This is a genomic window from Nocardia sp. PE-7, assembly GCF_030486425.1.
In the GTDB taxonomy this organism is placed as follows: Bacteria; Actinomycetota; Actinomycetes; order Mycobacteriales; family Mycobacteriaceae; genus Nocardia; species Nocardia salmonicida_A.
The window spans coordinates 5,433,036-5,450,468 of the sequence record NZ_CP129614.1 but is presented as its reverse complement, the minus strand read 5'-3'; the positions used below and the strand labels follow the sequence as shown (position 1 = coordinate 5,450,468).

17 protein-coding genes are annotated in these 17,433 nt (G+C 66.7%); 12 read left to right on the top strand and 5 right to left on the bottom strand.

From position 1 onward, the window contains the following. Positions 1 to 40: 40 nt before the first annotated feature. The 6 genes from QX204_RS25625 (at position 41) to ahcY (ending at position 5,114) form a co-directional block, all read left to right on the top strand. Positions 41 to 1,279, top strand: a complete 1,239-nt coding sequence (locus QX204_RS25625; protein ID WP_301902936.1) for an alkane 1-monooxygenase — start codon at positions 41 to 43, stop codon at positions 1,277 to 1,279. Further along, positions 1,276 to 1,449: a rubredoxin gene (locus QX204_RS25620; RefSeq protein WP_082844102.1), complete on the top strand. Its 174-nt coding sequence runs from the start codon at positions 1,276 to 1,278 to the stop codon at positions 1,447 to 1,449. Before QX204_RS25625 ends, QX204_RS25620 begins: the two co-directional genes overlap by 4 nt. Continuing rightward, positions 1,446 to 1,628, top strand: coding sequence for a rubredoxin (locus tag QX204_RS25615; protein WP_056813067.1), 183 nt, complete (start codon positions 1,446 to 1,448; stop codon positions 1,626 to 1,628). Before QX204_RS25620 ends, QX204_RS25615 begins: the two co-directional genes overlap by 4 nt. Continuing rightward, positions 1,625 to 2,284 carry a TetR/AcrR family transcriptional regulator gene (locus QX204_RS25610; protein WP_301902933.1) on the top strand — a complete coding sequence of 220 codons (660 nt, stop codon included), beginning with the start codon at positions 1,625 to 1,627 and terminating at the stop codon, positions 2,282 to 2,284. The genes QX204_RS25615 and QX204_RS25610 overlap by 4 nt, the downstream gene beginning before the upstream one ends. Before the next feature lie 193 nt (positions 2,285 to 2,477). Beyond that, positions 2,478 to 3,572 (top strand): alkane 1-monooxygenase, encoded by a 1,095-nt coding sequence (locus QX204_RS25605; protein ID WP_357218431.1) that lies wholly within the window; start codon positions 2,478 to 2,480, stop codon positions 3,570 to 3,572. Positions 3,573 to 3,629: 57 nt separating this feature from the next. Next, a complete protein-coding gene (ahcY, locus tag QX204_RS25600) occupies positions 3,630 to 5,114 on the top strand; it encodes an adenosylhomocysteinase (RefSeq protein ID WP_301902930.1) in 1,485 nt (494 codons plus the stop codon). 56 nt (positions 5,115 to 5,170) lie between these two features. Here the strand turns inward: ahcY and QX204_RS25595 are convergent, their stop codons facing one another. Beyond that, entirely contained in the window at positions 5,171 to 5,590 is a 420-nt protein-coding gene (locus tag QX204_RS25595) for a hypothetical protein (RefSeq protein ID WP_301902929.1), read from the bottom strand. Positions 5,591 to 5,706: 116 nt separating this feature from the next. On the opposite strand from QX204_RS25595, the gene QX204_RS25590 reads away from it, so the two are divergent. The 6 genes from QX204_RS25590 (at position 5,707) to raiA (ending at position 12,452) form a co-directional block, all read left to right on the top strand. Beyond that, a complete protein-coding gene (locus QX204_RS25590; RefSeq protein WP_301902927.1) occupies positions 5,707 to 6,354 on the top strand; it encodes a dTMP kinase in 648 nt (215 codons plus the stop codon). Between the two features lie 77 nt (positions 6,355 to 6,431). Then, positions 6,432 to 7,109 (top strand): MtrAB system response regulator MtrA, encoded by a 678-nt coding sequence (mtrA, locus tag QX204_RS25585; protein WP_056813049.1) that lies wholly within the window; start codon positions 6,432 to 6,434, stop codon positions 7,107 to 7,109. Between the two features lie 70 nt (positions 7,110 to 7,179). Then, complete coding sequence (mtrB, locus tag QX204_RS25580; RefSeq protein WP_301908112.1) at positions 7,180 to 9,078, top strand: MtrAB system histidine kinase MtrB; 1,899 nt, start codon at positions 7,180 to 7,182, stop codon at positions 9,076 to 9,078. Further along, positions 9,075 to 10,889 (top strand): MtrAB system accessory lipoprotein LpqB, encoded by a 1,815-nt coding sequence (gene lpqB / locus QX204_RS25575; RefSeq protein ID WP_301902925.1) that lies wholly within the window; start codon positions 9,075 to 9,077, stop codon positions 10,887 to 10,889. Before mtrB ends, lpqB begins: the two co-directional genes overlap by 4 nt. Positions 10,890 to 10,922: 33 nt before the next feature. After that, complete coding sequence (locus QX204_RS25570) at positions 10,923 to 11,567, top strand: ComF family protein (RefSeq protein ID WP_301902924.1); 645 nt, start codon at positions 10,923 to 10,925, stop codon at positions 11,565 to 11,567. 255 nt (positions 11,568 to 11,822) lie between these two features. Next, entirely contained in the window at positions 11,823 to 12,452 is a 630-nt protein-coding gene (raiA, locus tag QX204_RS25565; RefSeq protein WP_301908111.1) for a ribosome hibernation-promoting factor, HPF/YfiA family, read from the top strand. A 49-nt stretch (positions 12,453 to 12,501) separates the two neighbouring features. On the opposite strand, the gene bluB is transcribed toward raiA, so the two are convergent. The 4 genes from bluB to QX204_RS25545 all read right to left on the bottom strand — a co-directional run bounded on the left by bluB (position 12,502) and on the right by QX204_RS25545 (position 17,333). Next, a complete protein-coding gene (gene bluB, locus QX204_RS25560; RefSeq protein WP_301902923.1) occupies positions 12,502 to 13,137 on the bottom strand; it encodes a 5,6-dimethylbenzimidazole synthase in 636 nt (211 codons plus the stop codon). A gap of 23 nt (positions 13,138 to 13,160) precedes the next feature. Then, the gene (locus QX204_RS25555) at positions 13,161 to 14,405 is read right to left on the bottom strand and encodes a fatty acid desaturase family protein (RefSeq protein ID WP_301902922.1); all 1,245 of its coding nucleotides are present in this window, start codon (positions 14,403 to 14,405) and stop codon (positions 13,161 to 13,163) included. Positions 14,406 to 14,502: 97 nt separating this feature from the next. Further along, positions 14,503 to 15,903, bottom strand: coding sequence for a fatty acid desaturase family protein (locus QX204_RS25550; RefSeq protein ID WP_301902920.1), 1,401 nt, complete (start codon positions 15,901 to 15,903; stop codon positions 14,503 to 14,505). 299 nt (positions 15,904 to 16,202) lie between these two features. Next, positions 16,203 to 17,333, bottom strand: coding sequence for a ferredoxin reductase (locus QX204_RS25545; RefSeq protein WP_062983593.1), 1,131 nt, complete (start codon positions 17,331 to 17,333; stop codon positions 16,203 to 16,205). Between the last annotated feature and the right edge of the window lie 100 nt (positions 17,334 to 17,433).

The following is a 17,433-nucleotide window of genomic DNA, read 5'->3' as shown; positions in this document are numbered from 1 at the left end:
GCACATCACAGATGTGAGATGTGCCTCGGAACTGGAGACGATGATGTCGACTGATGCCAATACGTCCGAGCAGCGGGTCGCGCCGCCGCAGTGGCGAGATTCCAAACGATATTTGTGGCTGTGGGGCCTGTTCGCCCCGACCGGCCTGTTCACGATCGCGATCCCGCTGATCTGGGGTCTCAACCAGCTCGGCTGGCACCGCATCGCCGAGATCCCGTTCTGGCTGGGCCCGGTGCTGGTCTACATCGTGATCCCGCTGGCCGACCTGTTCTTCGGGCCGGACGGCAACAATCCGCCCGACGAGGTGATGGAGTACCTGGAGAACGACAAGTACTACCGCTACCTCACGTATCTGTACCTGCCGTTCCAGTACGCCTCGCTGATCTTCGCGTGCTACATCATCACCGCGCCGAACCTGCACTGGCTCGGTTTCCCCGGTGGCGCCAATGTGGTCGACAAGATCGGTATCGCGATCAGCGTCGGGATGATCGGCGGCATCGGCATCAACACCGCGCACGAGCTCGGCCACAAGAAGGTCGAACTGGAGCGCTGGCTCGCGCGCATCGCACTGGCCCAGTCGTTCTACGGGCACTTCTACATCGAGCACAACCGGGGTCACCACGTGCGGGTCGCCACCCCGGAGGACCCCGCGAGTTCGCGGATCGGCGAGTCCTTCTGGGCCTTCTGGCCGCGCACGGTCTGGGGTAGCCTGCGCTCGGCCTGGCACCTCGAGAAGGAACGTCTCGGCCGACTCGACAAGAGCCCGTGGACGCTGCGCAACGATGTGCTCAACGCCTGGGCGATGTCGGTGGTGTTATGGCTTGGTTTGATCGCCGTATTCGGCATCGAGGTGCTGCCGTATCTGATCCTGCAGGCCGTGATCGGTTTCAGCCTGCTCGAGTCGGTGAACTACCTCGAGCACTACGGTCTGGTCCGGCAGAAGACCGCGAGCGGACGCTATGAACGACCGGCGCCCGAGCACAGCTGGAACAGCGACCACATCGTCACCAACATCTTCCTGTACCACCTGCAGCGCCACAGCGACCATCACGCCTATCCGACCCGGCGCTATCAGACGCTGCGCAGTTGGGACGGAGCGCCGAACCTGCCCAGCGGCTATGCCAGCATGATCCTGATCGGCTACTTCCCGCCGATCTGGCGCAAGGTGATGGACAAGCGCGTGCTCGCGCACTACGGCGGGGACGTCAGCCTCGCCAATATCGAACCCAAGCGCCGCGAGCAGGTGCTGGAAAAGTACGGAACCGAGGTCGAGTCGTGAGTGCCTACAAATGTCCGGTCTGTGATTTCGTCTTCGATGAAGCCAAAGGCGCGCCACGCGAAGGATTTCCGCCTGGCACACTGTGGACTGCCGTTCCCGACGACTGGTGCTGTCCGGACTGTGGGGTGCGCGAGAAGATCGACTTCGAAGCGGTAGGAGTATCGCAGTGACCGAGTACAAGCTCTACCAGTGTGTCCAGTGCGGTTTCGAATACGACGAGGCCGAGGGCTGGCCCGACGACGGCATCGCGCCCGGTACCCGCTGGGACGACATCGCCGACGACTGGACCTGCCCGGACTGTGGAGCCCGCAAGTCCGACTTCTTCATGGTCGAGATCGAACGTTCGTGAGCGTCGCGGGTACCCCGCGCACCGGTTCGCGCATCCCGTATCAGGAGGCCGCGCGCGAACTGCTGCGCACCTCGGTCCTCGACGGGATGCGCGAACTGCTCACCGAGCGTGACTGGTCCAAGGTCACGCTCGGTGACGTCGCGGCCAGGGCCGGGGTGAGCAGGCAGACGCTCTACAACGAGTTCGGTTCGCGCTCGGGGCTCTCGCAGGCCTACGCGCTGCGTCTGGCCGACGATCTCGTCGACCATGTGCGCGAGGCGCTCGACGCCAATGTCGGTGACGCGCGTGCGGCGATTCGGGTCGGGATGAGCGGGTTCTTCCTCTCGGCCGCGGGCGACCCGCTGGTCCGTTCGCTGTTGAGCGGGGAGATGAAGCCGGATCTGTTGCGGCTGATCACCCTCGACGCGGCCCCACTGCTCGCACACGCCACCACGCGGCTGACCGAGGTCTTCATGCACAGCTGGGTGGACGCGACGCACGCCGAGGCCGATGTGCTCGCGCATGCGCTGGTCCGGATCGCGCTGAGCTACATTCCGAATCCGCCCGTGCCGGAGCGCGACGCCCCCGCCGAGATGAGTGCCCTGCTCGGTCCGTATGTCGAGGCAATCGTGCAGGTACGAGGGATGCGCGTCCCGTCAGGTGAAGTAGAGCACTGAGACAAATCACGAGCCCGGATTCGCTCTTGTGTAACCATCACCACGTTTGGGGACGTGGCAGTGTGTAACGCGCCTATGGTCTGTCAGTATTCACATCGGTCAGCGATGGTCTTTTTGTAGCGGAGCGGGTGTGCAAACGGTTGGCAAACCGGGGGGTTTTCGTGATCCCAAACGGTATCTCTGGGCTTTAGGGCTGATCGCCCCGGCGTGCGCGCTGTTGCCCTCCCAGCTTGTGTTCCATACCAAAGCTGAAGTGTTCTGGTGGATCGGACCAGTAATCGTTCTGATCGCCATCCCCGTGCTGGACTGGATCGTCGGTGAAGACGGCAACAATCCCCGGGACGAGGACTACGCGGCGCTCTCCGCCGACCGGTACTACCGGTGGTGCACCTACCTGTTCCTGCCGATCCAGTTGGTCAGCCTCGGCGTGGCCTGTTTCATGTGGACGAGCCCCGAGTTGGCCCTCGTCGACAAGCTCGGATTGGCCGCCACGGTCGGCTTCGTCAGCGGCATCGGTATCAACGCCGCCCACGAATTGGGCCACCGGGTGGAGCGCGCTGAGAAATTGCTGTCGAAGGTCGCGCTGGCCCAGTCGGGGTACGGACACTTCTTCGTCGAGCACAATCGCGGACACCACGCACGCGTGGCGACCCCCGAGGATCCGGCCAGTGCCCGACTGGGTGAATCGCTGTGGGAGTTCTTGCCGCGCAGCGTGATCGGTGGTTTCCGGTCGGCCCTGCAGCTCGAGCGCGCGCGCCTGTACCGGAAGGGTCGCGGCTGGTGGAGCGTCGAGAACAACATCCTGCAGGCCTGGGCGATGACGGCGGTGCTGTTCGGTTCGCTGATGGCCGTGTTCGGCCTGTCGATTCTTCCGTGGCTGATCGTCCAGGCCGTAATCGGCTTCGGACTGCTCGAGACCGTCAACTACGTCGAGCACTACGGACTGCTGCGTGCGCGCAAGCCCAACGGGCGCTACGAGCGGTGCTCCCCGCGCGACAGCTGGAACTCCGATCGCCTGGTCACCAACATCTTCCTGTTCCACCTGCAGCGCCACAGCGACCACCACGCCAACCCCGGTCGCCGCTATCAGACCCTGCGCAGCACCGAAGAGGCGCCACAGCTGCCCGCCGGCTACGCCACCATGATCGTGCTGGCCGCCGTCCCGCCGCTGTGGCGTGCGGTGATGGACCACCGGGTCGCGGCCCATTACGGCGGCGACCTGCGCCTGGCCAACGTCGCACCCGAGAAGCCGCGACGGTTGCTGGCCCGATACCGCGCAGCGGCCTGAGACCCCAGCTCGACGGAGCGGGGAACGCGCGCGGCCCCAGACGGTAACCTAACCAACGTGACGACCTCAGAACTCCCCGCGCGCACCGAGCTCACTCCTGACGTCCGCAACGGCATCGACTACAAGGTGGCAGACCTCTCGCTGGCCGAATTCGGCCGCAAGGAGATCCGCCTCGCCGAGCACGAGATGCCGGGCCTGATGGCGCTGCGTCGTGAATATCACGACGTCCAGCCGCTGAAGGGCGCGCGAATCTCCGGATCGCTGCATATGACGGTCCAGACCGCCGTCCTGATCGAAACCCTCGTTGCTCTCGGCGCCGACGTGCGCTGGGCCTCGTGCAACATCTTCTCCACCCAGGACCATGCCGCCGCCGCCATCGTGGTCGGCCCGAACGGCACCGTCGACGAGCCCAAGGGCATTCCCGTGTTCGCCTGGAAGGGCGAGACGCTGGAGGAGTACTGGTGGGCCGCCGAGCAGATGCTCACCTGGCCCGGCGCCCCGGCCAACATGATCCTCGACGACGGCGGCGACGCGACCATGCTCGTGCTGCGCGGTGCGCAGTTCGAGAAGGCCGGTGTGGTTCCGCCCGCCGACGCCGACCACTCGGCCGAGTACACGGTGTTCCTCGACCTGCTGCGCGAGAGCCTCGAGGCCGACAAGACCAAGTGGTCGACCATCGCGGAGTCGGTCAAGGGCGTCACCGAGGAGACCACCACCGGCGTGCTGCGTCTGTACCAGTTCGCCGCCGCGGGTGAGCTGGTGTTCCCGGCGATCAACGTCAACGACTCGGTCACCAAGTCCAAGTTCGACAACAAGTACGGCACCCGCCACTCGCTGATCGACGGCATCAACCGCGGCACCGACGTGCTCATCGGCGGCAAGAAGGTGCTCATCTGCGGTTACGGCGATGTCGGCAAGGGCTGCGCGGAGTCGCTGGCAGGCCAGGGCGCGCGTGTGCAGGTCACCGAGATCGACCCGATCAACGCGCTGCAGGCGCTGATGGACGGCTACGACGTGGTCACCGTCGAGCAGGCGATCGGCGACGCCGACATCGTCATCACCTCGACCGGCAACAAGGACATCATCACCCTCGACCACATGAAGGCGATGAAGGATCACTCGATCCTTGGCAACATCGGCCACTTCGACAACGAGATCGATATCGCGGCGCTGGAGCGTTCGGGCGCGACCCGGATCAACATCAAGCCGCAGGTCGACGAGTGGACCTTCAAGGAGTCCGGCAAGGCGATCATCCTGCTGTCGGAGGGGCGTCTGCTCAACCTGGGCAACGCGACCGGCCACCCGTCGTTCGTGATGTCGAACAGCTTCTCCAACCAGGTCATCGCGCAGGTCGAGCTGTGGACCAAGCCGGAAGAGTACGACAACGAGGTCTACCGCCTGCCCAAGCACCTCGACGAGAAGGTCGCCAAGATCCACGTCGAGGCCCTCGGCGGCACCCTGACCAGGCTCACCAAGGATCAGGCCGAGTACATCAACGTGGACGTGGAAGGCCCGTACAAGCCCGACCACTACCGCTACTGAGTTCTGTACGCGACGGTGGCTCGTCGACCTTCGGTCGGCGGGCCACCGTCATCACCTCACCCGACCGGCCCCGTGGTGCAGATCGACGGGTGACCGTTGCTGCTCAGGCTGAGCAGTCCACAGATCAGGGCGCCGGCGAGGTCGCTGGAGCCGGTCGCGGCGGCGGTCTCGTTGCTCCCCGTCAGCAGGGCGGGGCCCGAGCCGGTCGTCACCACGCCGGTGACCAGCTCACTCAGTGAACCCATGACCTCGGAGGATCCGACCGCTTCTGGTGCCGCGGCGGTCGGGTCGGCGCCGCAGCGCGAGCCGCACTGGCCCGCTTGGAGGAGGCCGGCCAGAAAGCTCAACGGAGCCAGCAGCGCGCTGCCGGAGTCCGGCGCCACAGCAGGGTCGCCGGTCTGCGCGGCGGCGGTGCCGCAGGTCAGCGCGGCGGTGAGGGCAAGGGTGGCGGCAGTGGTGCGGACGATCATCTTCATTGGTGCTCCGATTCCGGGCGCCCGGCTACTTCCGGTGCGGTGGGGACCACTCTGTTCGGCGGTGTCGGCGGTGACCAGCCCGGAGTTCTGGGGGCTGTGCGGGTAATCTGCTGCGCATGGGCGTACTGATTGCGGTCGAGGGGCTCGACGGTGCCGGTAAACGGACGTTGATCGATGGGCTGATCGCCGAATTGTCCGCCAAGGGCTTGCGGGCGGACAGTCTGGCCTTTCCGCAGTACGGGCATTCGATCCATGCCGATCTCGCGGCGGAGGCGCTGCGTGGCGGCAACGGCGACCTGGCCGGGTCGATCAATGGCATGGCGATCATGTTCGCGCTCGATCGGTCCGGCGCGCAGGCGGAATTGGCGGACCTGCTGGGCGGCAACGACATCGTGATCCTGGACCGCTGGGTGGCCTCCAACGCGGCCTACTCAGCGGCGCGGGCGCACCAGGATGCCGATGGCGAAATCGTGTCGTGGGTGGGCGATCTGGAGTTCGGCAGGCTCGCGTTGCCCGCGCCGGATCTCACCGTCCTGCTCGACGTGCCCACCGAAGTGGCGGTCGAACGGGCCCGTCTGCGTGGCGAACTCGACGACGCGCGCGCCCTCGATGCCTACGAACGGGACGGCGGTCTGCAGCAGCGCACCGGCGAGGTCTATCGTGAACTCGCCGACCGCGACTGGTTCGGCCGGTGGTGGACATACCGATCCGAAGACGATAGGCCTGCGTTACTCACCCTCTGCTCGGAAATCTTTTCCGGATGAGGTTGGATACGCCACGGGTTCGCACCATTAATGGCGTGGCGGCCCGATCCTGGCCTGGGAGATGACAACATAGGACTATGAAGCCCAAGATTCTGGTCGTCGACGACGATATGGCACTCGCTGAGATGCTGACCATCGTCTTGCGCGGGGAAGGGTTCGACCCGCATGTGGTGGGCGACGGCACACAGGCCCTGTCAGCGGTGCGGGAGATCCGCCCCGATCTGGTTCTGCTCGACCTGATGCTGCCCGGCATGAACGGCATCGATGTATGCCGGGTGCTGCGGGCCGATTCCGGCGTTCCGATCGTCATGCTCACCGCCAAGACCGATACGGTCGATGTGGTCCTCGGCCTGGAGTCCGGCGCCGACGACTACATCGTCAAACCCTTCAAGCCGAAGGAACTCGTCGCCCGCGTACGAGCGCGCCTGCGCCGCACCGAGGACGAGCCCGCCGAGCTGCTCTCGATCGCCGATATCGTCATCGACGTGCCGGCGCACAAGGTGACTCGCGGCCCGGGACAGATCTCGCTCACCCCGCTGGAGTTCGACCTGCTGGTCGCGCTCGCGCGCAAGCCTCGTCAGGTGTTCACCCGCGAGGTACTGCTCGAGCAGGTGTGGGGGTACCGGCACGCCGCCGACACCCGTCTGGTGAACGTGCACGTCCAGCGGCTGCGCGCCAAGGTCGAGAAGGATCCGGAGAACCCGGAGATCGTGTTGACCGTGCGCGGTGTCGGTTACAAGGCCGGACCGCCGTGATCGGTCACTGCGGGGCGCCGCTGTGACCACTGGTCCAGTGGCGCAGCTGCGGCGGTGGGCGAGCCCGATCGTGGCCTGGTTCCAGGCCGTCGGGACCGCACTCGGCCACCTGTGGCGCCGGTCGTTGCAGCTGCGAGTCATCGTTTCGACGTTGACCCTCTCGCTCATCGTGATCACGATCCTCGGGGTCGTGCTGACCGGTCAGATCACCGACCGGCTCCTCGAAGCCAAGATCAACGCGGCTGTCGAGGAGATGGATCGTGCCCGCAGCACGATCGAGAACAAGATGTCGGGTGTGCAATCCGGCAACAGCCAGGAGCAGCAACTCGACGACGCGCGAGCCGCGCTGTCCAGCCGTGGCGGCACCGGTCAGTCCAGCGGCGCCGCGGGTAGTTTCGACTCGGCGTTGGCGATGGTCGGCGGGACACCGCCGCACGAGATCGCCACCAGCTCGATCTCGGAGGTCCCGCAGGAACTGCGCCGGTTCGTCCAGCGCAACCAGGTCTCCTACCAGTTCACCACCGTCGCCGATCCCGACGGCTATCGAGGGCGCGCGCTGGTCATCGGCAGCCCGAGTGCCGAGGTCGCGACGTTGGAGATCTACCTGATCTTCCCGCTGGCGAGCGAGGAATCGAGCCTGTCGCTGATGCGCGGCACGATGCTCATCGGTGGGGTGGTCCTGCTGGTGTTGCTCGCCGCGATCACCGCGCTGGTCACCCGGCAGGTGGTGCTGCCGATCCGGTCGGCGGCGCGGATCGCGGGCCGATTCGCCGACGGCAGACTCAAAGAACGCATGCTGGTGCGCGGCGAGGACGACATGGCGCGGCTGGCGCAGGCGTTCAACGAGATGGCCGAGAGCCTGTCGAACCAGATCACCCAGCTCGAGGAATTCGGCAATCTGCAGCGCCGCTTCACCTCCGACGTCAGCCACGAACTGCGCACCCCGCTCACCACGGTGCGGATGGCCGCCGACCTCATCCACGGCTCCAGCGACGATCTCGATCCCGCTCTCGCCCGCAGCTCCGAACTGCTCGTCAACGAGCTCGACCGGTTCGAGGGCCTGCTCAACGACCTGCTCGAGATCTCCCGCCACGACGCGGGTGTGGCCGAATTGCAGGTCGAATCGCTGGACGTGCGGATGTGCGCGCGGGCCGCGATCTCCACGGTGCGCCACCTGGCCCGCGACGCGGAGATCGAGGTGGTGATCGACCTGCCGGAGGACCCGGTGATCGCCGAGGTCGATCCGCGCCGCGTCGAGCGCGTGCTGCGCAACCTGCTCGCCAACGCGATCGACCACTCCGAGGGCAAGCCGGTGCTGATCCGCATGCGCGGCGACGCCGAAGCCAATGCCGTCGCCACGGTGGTTCGCGATCAGGGCGTGGGGCTGCGGCCGGGCGAGGAGAAGCTGGTGTTCAACCGATTCTGGCGCTCGGACCCGTCGCGGGTGCGTCGTTCGGGCGGCACCGGGCTCGGCTTGTCGATCAGTGTCGAGGACGCGAATCTGCACGAGGGCAGGCTGGAGGCGTGGGGCGATCCGGGTGTCGGCGCGAGCTTCCGGCTGCTGCTGCCGATGGTGCGCGGCCGCAAACTCGGTCAGAGCCCGCTCGCGCTGGAACCGATGCTGCGCAAGGTCCCCGCGCTGCCGGAAGTCGAACCCGAGCCGAAGGTCGTCGAAGCCGAACCCGCCGAGCCTGCCGGAGCCGAGCCGACCGCGGTCGCGCCGACGGAAGCCGGCTCGACTGTTGCCGAGCCGACGGGAACCGAGCCGACGGCTACCGATCCGACTGTCGACGACTCGACCGTCGCGGAGCCGGGCGCGGTCGAACCGCAAGACACCGACCCATCGGCGGAGGAGCCCGGCATCGACCGGCCCGCCACGGATGCGCACCCGACGACCAACGGTCGCGGCGCTACCCCAGCCGACCTGGACGAGCCGATGTCTACCGAGACCAGAGACGGGAAGTCATGACCAGCGCGCGTGGTGATCGTCGGGATCGGCACGGCGCCGCACTGGTCGCGGCGGTTCTGGCCGGGCTGATGGTGCTCACCGGCTGCGCGAGCCTGCCGGAGTCCTCCGCACCCCAGGCACTCGGCACGATCAACCGTGCCCCCACCTCGGAGGGACCGACTCCGCCGATCTCCGGCCGCGATCCCGACCTGCTGCTCGGCGACTTCCTCACCGCCAGTGCCGATCCCACCAACAGGCACGCCGCGGCCCGCCAGTACATGGCGCCGGAGACCGCGGGCAGCTGGAACGACGAGGCGAGTACCACCATCGTCGACGATCGCCCCGACACCCTGCGGGAGTCTCGTTCCGGCGACAAGGCGAGCTACGTGCTGCGCGCCCGCAAGGTCGGTGAGCTCGCCCGCGACGGCGGCTATCGCGCCACCGAGGGCACCCTCGAGAACAAGATCGAGATGAGCAAGATCGACGGCGAGTGGCGGATCACCGAGCTGCCGCCGGGCGTCGTGATGGACAACGACGCCTTCGTCAAGTCCTATCACCGCTACGTGCTGCACTACATCGACCCGGGCAATTCGCTGCTCGTCCCGGATCCGCGCTGGATCTCGGTACCGCGCGCCCAGCTCACCGAGCGATTGATCGGCATGCTCGCCGAAGGCCCGCAGTCCACGATCGCCCCGGTGGTGCGCAACCAGTTGGCGCAGCCGGTCGCGCTGCGCGGTCCGATCACCAAGGCCAACAACGAACCGGGTGATGTCGGCGTCGGTATCGGGGGAGTGCGGATCGACTTCGCCGGGATCAGCGGACTTGGACAGCGCGACCGCGAGCTCCTCGCCGCGCAGGTGGTGCTCACCCTGGCCGGCGCCGATATTCTCGGCCCCTACGTGCTGCTCGCCGACGGCAAGCCGCTCGACGACCGGTACGTGAACGGCTGGTCGGTCGCCGATGTCGACCAGTACAGCGCCTCGGCGCCCGGCCAGAACCGGATCGGCCTGCACGCGCTGCGCAACGGGACCCTGGTGCAGGTCACCCCGGACGGGATCGTCACGCCGAGCGGATCCTTCGGCGAGGCGACCAATCTGCAGTCGGTCGGCATCTCGGCCGACGGTCAGTTCGTCGCCGCCGTCGCCGACTCGGGCAAGCCATTGCCCGAGCTCGCGCACACCCTGCTCATCGGCAACTACGGCGCCAAGGCGTTCGCGGTTGCCGAGGGCACCAGCATCGCCCGCCCGTCCTGGACCAGCGACGGCGGCGCCGCGTGGACGGTGATCGACGGTGACCGGGTCATCCGGGCGGTCACCGACCGCGCCACCGGCAATGTGTCCACCGAGGACGTCGACATCACGGCCCTGTACGAAGGCACCGGTGCCCCACGGCCGCCGATCAGCGAGGTGGTCATCTCGCGCACCGGCGTGCGCGCGGCGTTGATCGCCGACGGCAAGGTCTACGTCGCGGTGGTCCAACGGCGTCCCGACGGCAAGTACGCGCTCACCTCCCCGCTGCCGCTGGCGCTGGGCCTGAGCTCGCGCGCGGTCTCCCTGAGCTGGGTCACCGGCGACACCGTCATGGTCGCCCGCGAAGGCAATGTCGACCCGGTCTTCACCGTTTCCATCGACGGCTCCCAATTCAGCCCGGTGACCGCGCAGAATCTCACCCCGCCGGTGCGGGTGGTAACAGCGGCCCCGGCCACGCAGTACGTGGCCGATTCCCGGGCCGTGCTGCAGCTGCAGACGGCCGATCCGACCCGCAATGACCGTTTCTGGCGCGAGGTACCCGGTTTGACCGGAGAACAGGTTGTACCGGTCCTGCCGAGCTGAGTATGTCGGTACCCGTCGCCATACTCGATCGCTATGAAGGCGCTGCTGGATCTGATCCTGCCCGACCGGTGCGGGGGCTGCGGATCGCTCGGCGAGAGTTGGTGCGCGGAGTGCGCCGCTGAACTCGGCCGCGGTCCCGTCCGGGTGCGGCCGCGCGCCGACCCCGGCATTCCGTGTTGGGCGCTCGGGCCCTACACCGGTGTGGGCAGGCGAGCGGTGCTGGCGGCGAAGGAGCAGGGTCGCCGCGACCTGGCCGCCCCACTCGGGCTGGCGTTGGCCCACGCGTTGGCCCGCTTACGCGCCCCCGACCGTCCATTGCTGCTCGTGCCCGCGCCGACCAGAACCACGGCAGCGCGTCGCCGTGGCGGTGACCCGGTGGCCCGCTCGGCCGTGGTCGCCGCCCAGTGGCTGGTCGATTGCCGAACCGCGCCGCTGCTGCGGATGGGTCGCGGCGTCCGGGATTCGGTGGGCTTGACGACGCATGAGCGTAGACACAATCTGCGCGGCAGGATCATGACCGTCGCCGATCCGGCCGAGTGGGTCGACATCGGCGTGAAAGCCCAGGTAGTGCTGGTCGACGATGTGCTGACCACCGGCGCCACCGCCTGCGAATCGACACGTGTTCTCAGCCGGATCGGCATAGTTCCGCGAGCGGTTTTGGTTACCTGCGCGGCTTGACGGAGGAAAGTTCGCGTGAACAGTGGCGGACTTGCCGATGGCGGACTAGCGTCGCGAGCACACACCGAACCACAAGTTTGGGAGGTGGTGCCGCGGATACAGGTGCCGGGCGATTCCCGATCGGCACAGCTCAATCCCGCCGCCCTACGTTCGTAGTTGTGCGGCCATATCCGGGAGGTACGCGTGACGACTTCTTCACGGGCATCAGTGCAAGATGCTGAACCCACGGCACTACAGAACGGTGCCACCGAGACAATCGATTCCGAGAGCCCGAACGCCGAAGTGGTGGTCTCCGGTCGAAATGTCGAAGTCCCTGACCACTATCGAATCTACGTGGCGGAGAAGCTGTCTCGGTTAGAGCGCTTCGACCCGTCGATCTTCCTCTTCGATGTGGAACTGTTCCACGAACGCAACCGTCGTCAACGCAAGGCGTGCCAGCGTGTGGAGATCACCGCGCGTGGCCGTGGACCGATCGTGCGCGCCGAAGCGTGCGCCGACAGTTTCTACGCCGCGCTCGAATCGGCCACCCAGAAGATCGAGAGCAGACTGCGCCGGACCAAGGACAAGCGGCGCGTCGTGCACTACGGCGACAAGACGCCGGTCTCGGTCGCGCAAGCCACCGCGACACTGGTCGACGACTCGCTGTTCGCCCCGCCGGACGGTTCCGCTGCCCACGACCACGACGAGACCGTCGACGAGGCAGGCCCCGGCCACATCGTGCGCACCAAGGTGCACACCGCGACACCGATGTCGGTAGATGACGCCCTCTATCAGATGGAATTGGTCGGCCACGACTTCTTCCTATTCCACGACAGCGAGACCGACCGCCCGTCGGTGGTCTACCGCAGACACGCCTTCGACTACGGCCTGATCAAGCTGGCCTAGAACCACGATCGATCCGGGCATCCGCGCTCCGCGGGTGTCCGGATCTTGTTCAATCGCCGAAGGTTTCGTGATGCACGGCCTCGGTCAGCGACCGTCCCGCCCGCCATCCGAAACGTTCCAGATCCGGCACCTGCTGGAATGCGCTGACCGGTCCCACGCACAGCCAGGCCACCGGCTTGATCTGCGCGGGCAGACCGACGAGTTCGCGCAGGAATTCCGGCTCGTAGAACGACACCCAGCCCACCCCCACCTGCTCGGCGGTCGCCGCGAGCCACAGGTTCTGGATGGCCAGCACGGTCGAGTACACGCCTGTTTCCGGCACGCTCGCCCGGCCGAGTACCTGCGGCCCGCCCCGCGAATCATTGTGCGTGACAACGATACCCGTGCCGCTCTCGACGATTCCGTCGATCTTGATCGGCGCGAATGTGGTCGCTCGGTCGGCGGGCAGCGACGCACCGAATTCCACGCGCTTGTCCGCCACGTGCTCGGCGAAACGGCGCAGCGTCTCGGCTCGACGGACCACGACGAAATCCCACGGCTGCGAGTTCCCGACGCTGGGCGCGCGATGCGCGGCGTCGAGAATTCGCAACAGGGTGTCGTCGTCGACGGGCTCGCCGGTGAATTCGGCGCGCACGTCACGACGCAGACGGATCGCGTCGTAGACGCCGAGTTGGTCGGTACTCACGCCGACCATACAACCGCAGCCGGTCAGCCCACCGTCCGGCGGGCCAGCTTGCGACCGGCGGCCAGCGCGGTGCGCAAGCCCTGACGACGCCCGGTCACCGGGTCGATCGACGGCGTGGTGTTGCCGGCGAACAGTCGCTCGGACTTGGTCTCGGGCGCGTCGTCGGCGGTGTGGCGCAGGTACTTGTTCGGCAGCGAGAGCTTGAGGATGGTGCGCCACGACTTGAAGTACTGCACCGGCAGCGAGCCGGTGGTGTAGGGCAGGTCGTACTTGTCGGCCAGCTCCCGCACCCGCACCGCGATGGCGGCGTAGCGGTTGCTCGGCAGGTCGGGGAACAGGTGGTGCTCGATCTGGTGGCTGAGGTTACCGCTCATGAAGTGCAGCAGCGGTCCACCGGTGATGTTGGCGCTGCCCAGCATCTGGCGCAGGTACCACTCGCCCTTGGTCTCGTTCTCGATGTCGGCCTTGGTGAACTTCTCGGCGCCGTCTGGGAAGTGCCCGCAGAAGATGATCGCGTTGGTCCAGACATTGCGCACCACGTTGGCGGCGATGTTGGCGGTGAGCGTGGTGAGGAACGACGGGCCGGTGAGCAGCGGGAAGACCACGTAATCCTTGGCGGCCTGCTTGCCGATCTTCTTCAGCACCAGCGTGCGGTCTGCCTCGAACTGCTTCCACTCGGGCGAGTCCTTGTCCCACTTCTTCTTGGCGACCTTGCCCAGCTCGAGGTGCTGGATCGCCACGCCGTACTCGAACAGCGCCTGCAGCAGGAAGTTGTAGATGGGGTTGCCGAGGTAGAACGGCATCCAGCGCTGGTCGCGGGTGACGCGGAGCAGGCCGTAGCCGATGTCGTCGTCCATGCCGAGCACGTTGGTGTACTTGTGGTGCAGGAAGTTGTGGGTGATCTTCCAGTGCGCCGACGGGCCCGCGTTGTCCCATTCCCACGAGGTGGAGTGGACTTCCGGATCGTTCATCCAGTCCCACTGCCCGTGCATGACGTTGTGCCCGATCTCCATGTTCTCGATGATCTTGGCGGAGCCGAGCAGGGCGACACCGGCCAACCAGGCCGGGGGCAGGAAGCTGGCGAACAGGACCGTGCGGCCGCTGATCTCGAGCGCGCGTTGTAGCCGGATGACATTACGGATATAGCGCGCGTCGGCCGCTCCGCGGGAGGATTCGATTTCCCGGCGGATCGCGTCGAACTCCGCGCCTAGAGCTTCGACATCCGCTGCGGTGAGGTGCGCGTATTCCTTGACATCCGAGATCGCCATGGCGGCTACAGTACCGTAAGTTACGAGAGCGTAGGTTGGCGATTTCGGCGACGAAATGTGTGATAAGTCCTATTGCGCCGTCGAGATGGAAATGTTATCAGGCGTGCCGGGCCATGCGGCGAGCTGCCTTGTCGCGCAACACACCCCGCTCGTGCACGGCGCGTTCGCCCAGCGCACGCTTCGCCTCACGCAAAGCCAGCTTCTCCTGCCGTGCTCGCGCCTTGAGCGCCACCTTTGCCTCGCGCAGCACTTCCTTCTCGTGCCGTGCCTTGATCTCGAGGGTGACCTTCGCGTCGTGCAGCGCCGAACGCAGACCGAAACGCTTACCGGTCTCCGGGTCGACCCGCAGGCTGTCGGGCAGCGAGATACCGGCGAACTTGCGCTCCGACGACGTCTCGGGCGCGTCGTCGGCGGTGCGCTTGAGGAAACGATCCGGCAGCGCCAGCTTGTGGATGGTGCGGAAGGCCAGCAGGTACTGCTTGCCCAGGGAGCCGGTGGTGTAGGGCAGGTCGTACTTGTCGCACAGCTCGCGCACGCGCACCGCGACCTCGGAATACCGGTTGCTCGGCAGATCGGGGAACAGGTGATGTTCGATCTGGTAGCAGAGGTTGCCGCTCATGAACGCCATCACCGGGCCGGCCTTGAAGTTGGCGCTGCCCAGCATCTGGCGCAGATACCACTCGCCCTGGGTTTCCCCGTCGAGCTGTTCGGCGGTGAACTTCTGTGCGCCGTCGGGGAAGTGGCCACAGAAGATGACGGCATAGGACCACAGGTTGCGCACCAGATTCGCGGTGGCGTTGGCCTTCAGCGTCGACTTCCACGCCGGTCCGGTCAGCGCCGGATACAGCACGAAATCCTTGGCGACCTGACGGCCCGCCTTGCGGTAGAACTCGATGTCGGGCGCCGAGGTGTGCGCGCTCATCGGAATCCCGGCCAGCTCTTTCTCGATGCCGAGATCGTGGAGCGCGATACCCCATTCGAAGGTCGCGGCCAGCAGCAGGTTGGCGGCGGGCTGAGCCAAATGCAGTGGGCGCCACTGCTCGTCGCGCGTCATCCGCAGGATGCCGAAACCGAGATCCTCGTCCTTGCCGAGGACGTTGGTGTAGGTGTGGTGCGAGTAGTTGTGCGCGCGTCGCCACTGCGACGAGGTGCCCGTCATGTCCCACTCCCAGCTGGTGGAGTGGATCTCGGGATCGTTCATCCAATCCCACTGGCCGTGGCTCACATTGTGGCCGATCTCCATGTTCTCGATGATCTTGGCCACCGAGAGCATCGCGGTACCGCCGAGCCAGGCCCAGCGGTTACGGCTGCCGAACAGCACCGCGCGCCCGGCTACCTCGAGGGCGCGCTGGGCCGCGATGGTGCGACGGATGTACTTGGCGTCGCGTTCGCCGCGGGAGGTCTCCACCGAGCGGCGGATCGAATCGAGTTCTTTCCCCAGGGTCTCGATGTCGGCCGCCGTCAGATGGGCGAAGGCCTGGATATCGGTGATGGCCACCGGGGGTCCTCCTGTGTTTATCAGCGGCAGGTGCCGCGGGTTCTCGGCCTGGGAACCTCGATCTTCCCTCGCCGAGGGCGCTTCGTCGTCGCACCCTGTCGGCGAGTCCAGATCGAGGCGGGCGAGAACCGGGCGCTGCGCGCCTCGGGTCCTAGCCCTCGATGCTGGTCGGCCTGTGAGTGATCCTAAGTCGCGCCCTCGGGCATGGATCGAAGTGAGGGGCCTAAGCGATGGGCGCCGGTCACGGTTTATGACCGGCGCATACCTCGAGGGTACCCGCTCGGCGGTCCGGCAACCGGCTAGATGTCCAGCGTGCAGTCGCCCGCGGCGGCGGAAATGCAGGTTTGCACCTTGTCGCCGGGCTGACGTTCGTCACCGTTGCGCAGGTCGCGGGCGTGTCCGGCAGACAGGGTGACCACGCAGGTCTGGCAGATGCCCATCCGGCAGCCGAAGGGCAACTGCACGCCGACGGATTCCCCGGCTTCGAGCAGGCTGGTCGCGCCGTCGACGGTGAGGGTGCGCCCGGTGGTGCCGAAGGTCACGGTGCCGCCCTCGCCGATCGCGGAGCGTTCCACCTCGAAGCGTTCGATGTGCAGCTGCTCGGCCACACCCGCGTTCTTCCAATGGGTTTCGATCGCGTCGAGCATCGGGGCCGGTCCACAGGCCCAGGTCTCGCGTTCGCGCCAGTCGGGGTAGAGCTCGTCGAGCCGGGCCAGGGAGAACAGGCCGTGCTCGTCGGTGAGCTGCAGGTGGGAGACGAAGCTGGGGTGCTTGTCGTGCAGGGCGCGCAGTTCGGCGCCGAACATGACGTCGGCGTCGGTGGGCGCGGAGTGGACGTGCACCACGTCGTTGACCCCGTCGCGGCGGTCCATCGTGCGCAACATCGACATCACCGGGGTGATACCGCTGCCCGCGGTGATGAACAGCACCTTCGCCGGCGGCGGCTCCGGCAGCACGAACCCGCCCTGCGGCGCGGCCAGCCGCACGATGGTGCCCGCGGCCACCCCGTTGACAAGGTGGCTGGACAACTTGCCCTCCGGCATCGCCTTCACCGCGATGGAGATGAGTCGTTTACCGCCCTCGCCGGTCCAGTCCGGGGGACAGGTCAGCGAGTAGGAACGCCAGTTCCACCGGCCGTCGATCAGGATGCCGATGCCGATGTACTGCCCGGGGCGGTACTTGAAATCGAAGCCCCAGCCCGGCTTGATCACCAGGGTCGCCGAGTCGGCGGTCTCCTTCTGCACCTCCACGATGCGGCCGCGCAGCTCGCGCGCCGACCACAGCGGGTTGGCCAGGTGTAGATAGTCGTCGGGCAGTAGGGGAGTGGTCACCCGGGCGACCGCGCCACGCAACACGTTCAGCTTGCCGCCCCGATCGGCGACCTGCGCCGCCGGTGCTTCGAGCCATTCCCGGAACTTGTTCAGGACCATCTGTGCCGTTACTCCCTGTCATACATCCGCGTCACCGTGGGGTGACTCGCTCGCAGCAAGGTTACGGCATCGTAGGTTGAGCGCTAGTTGTGAACATTGG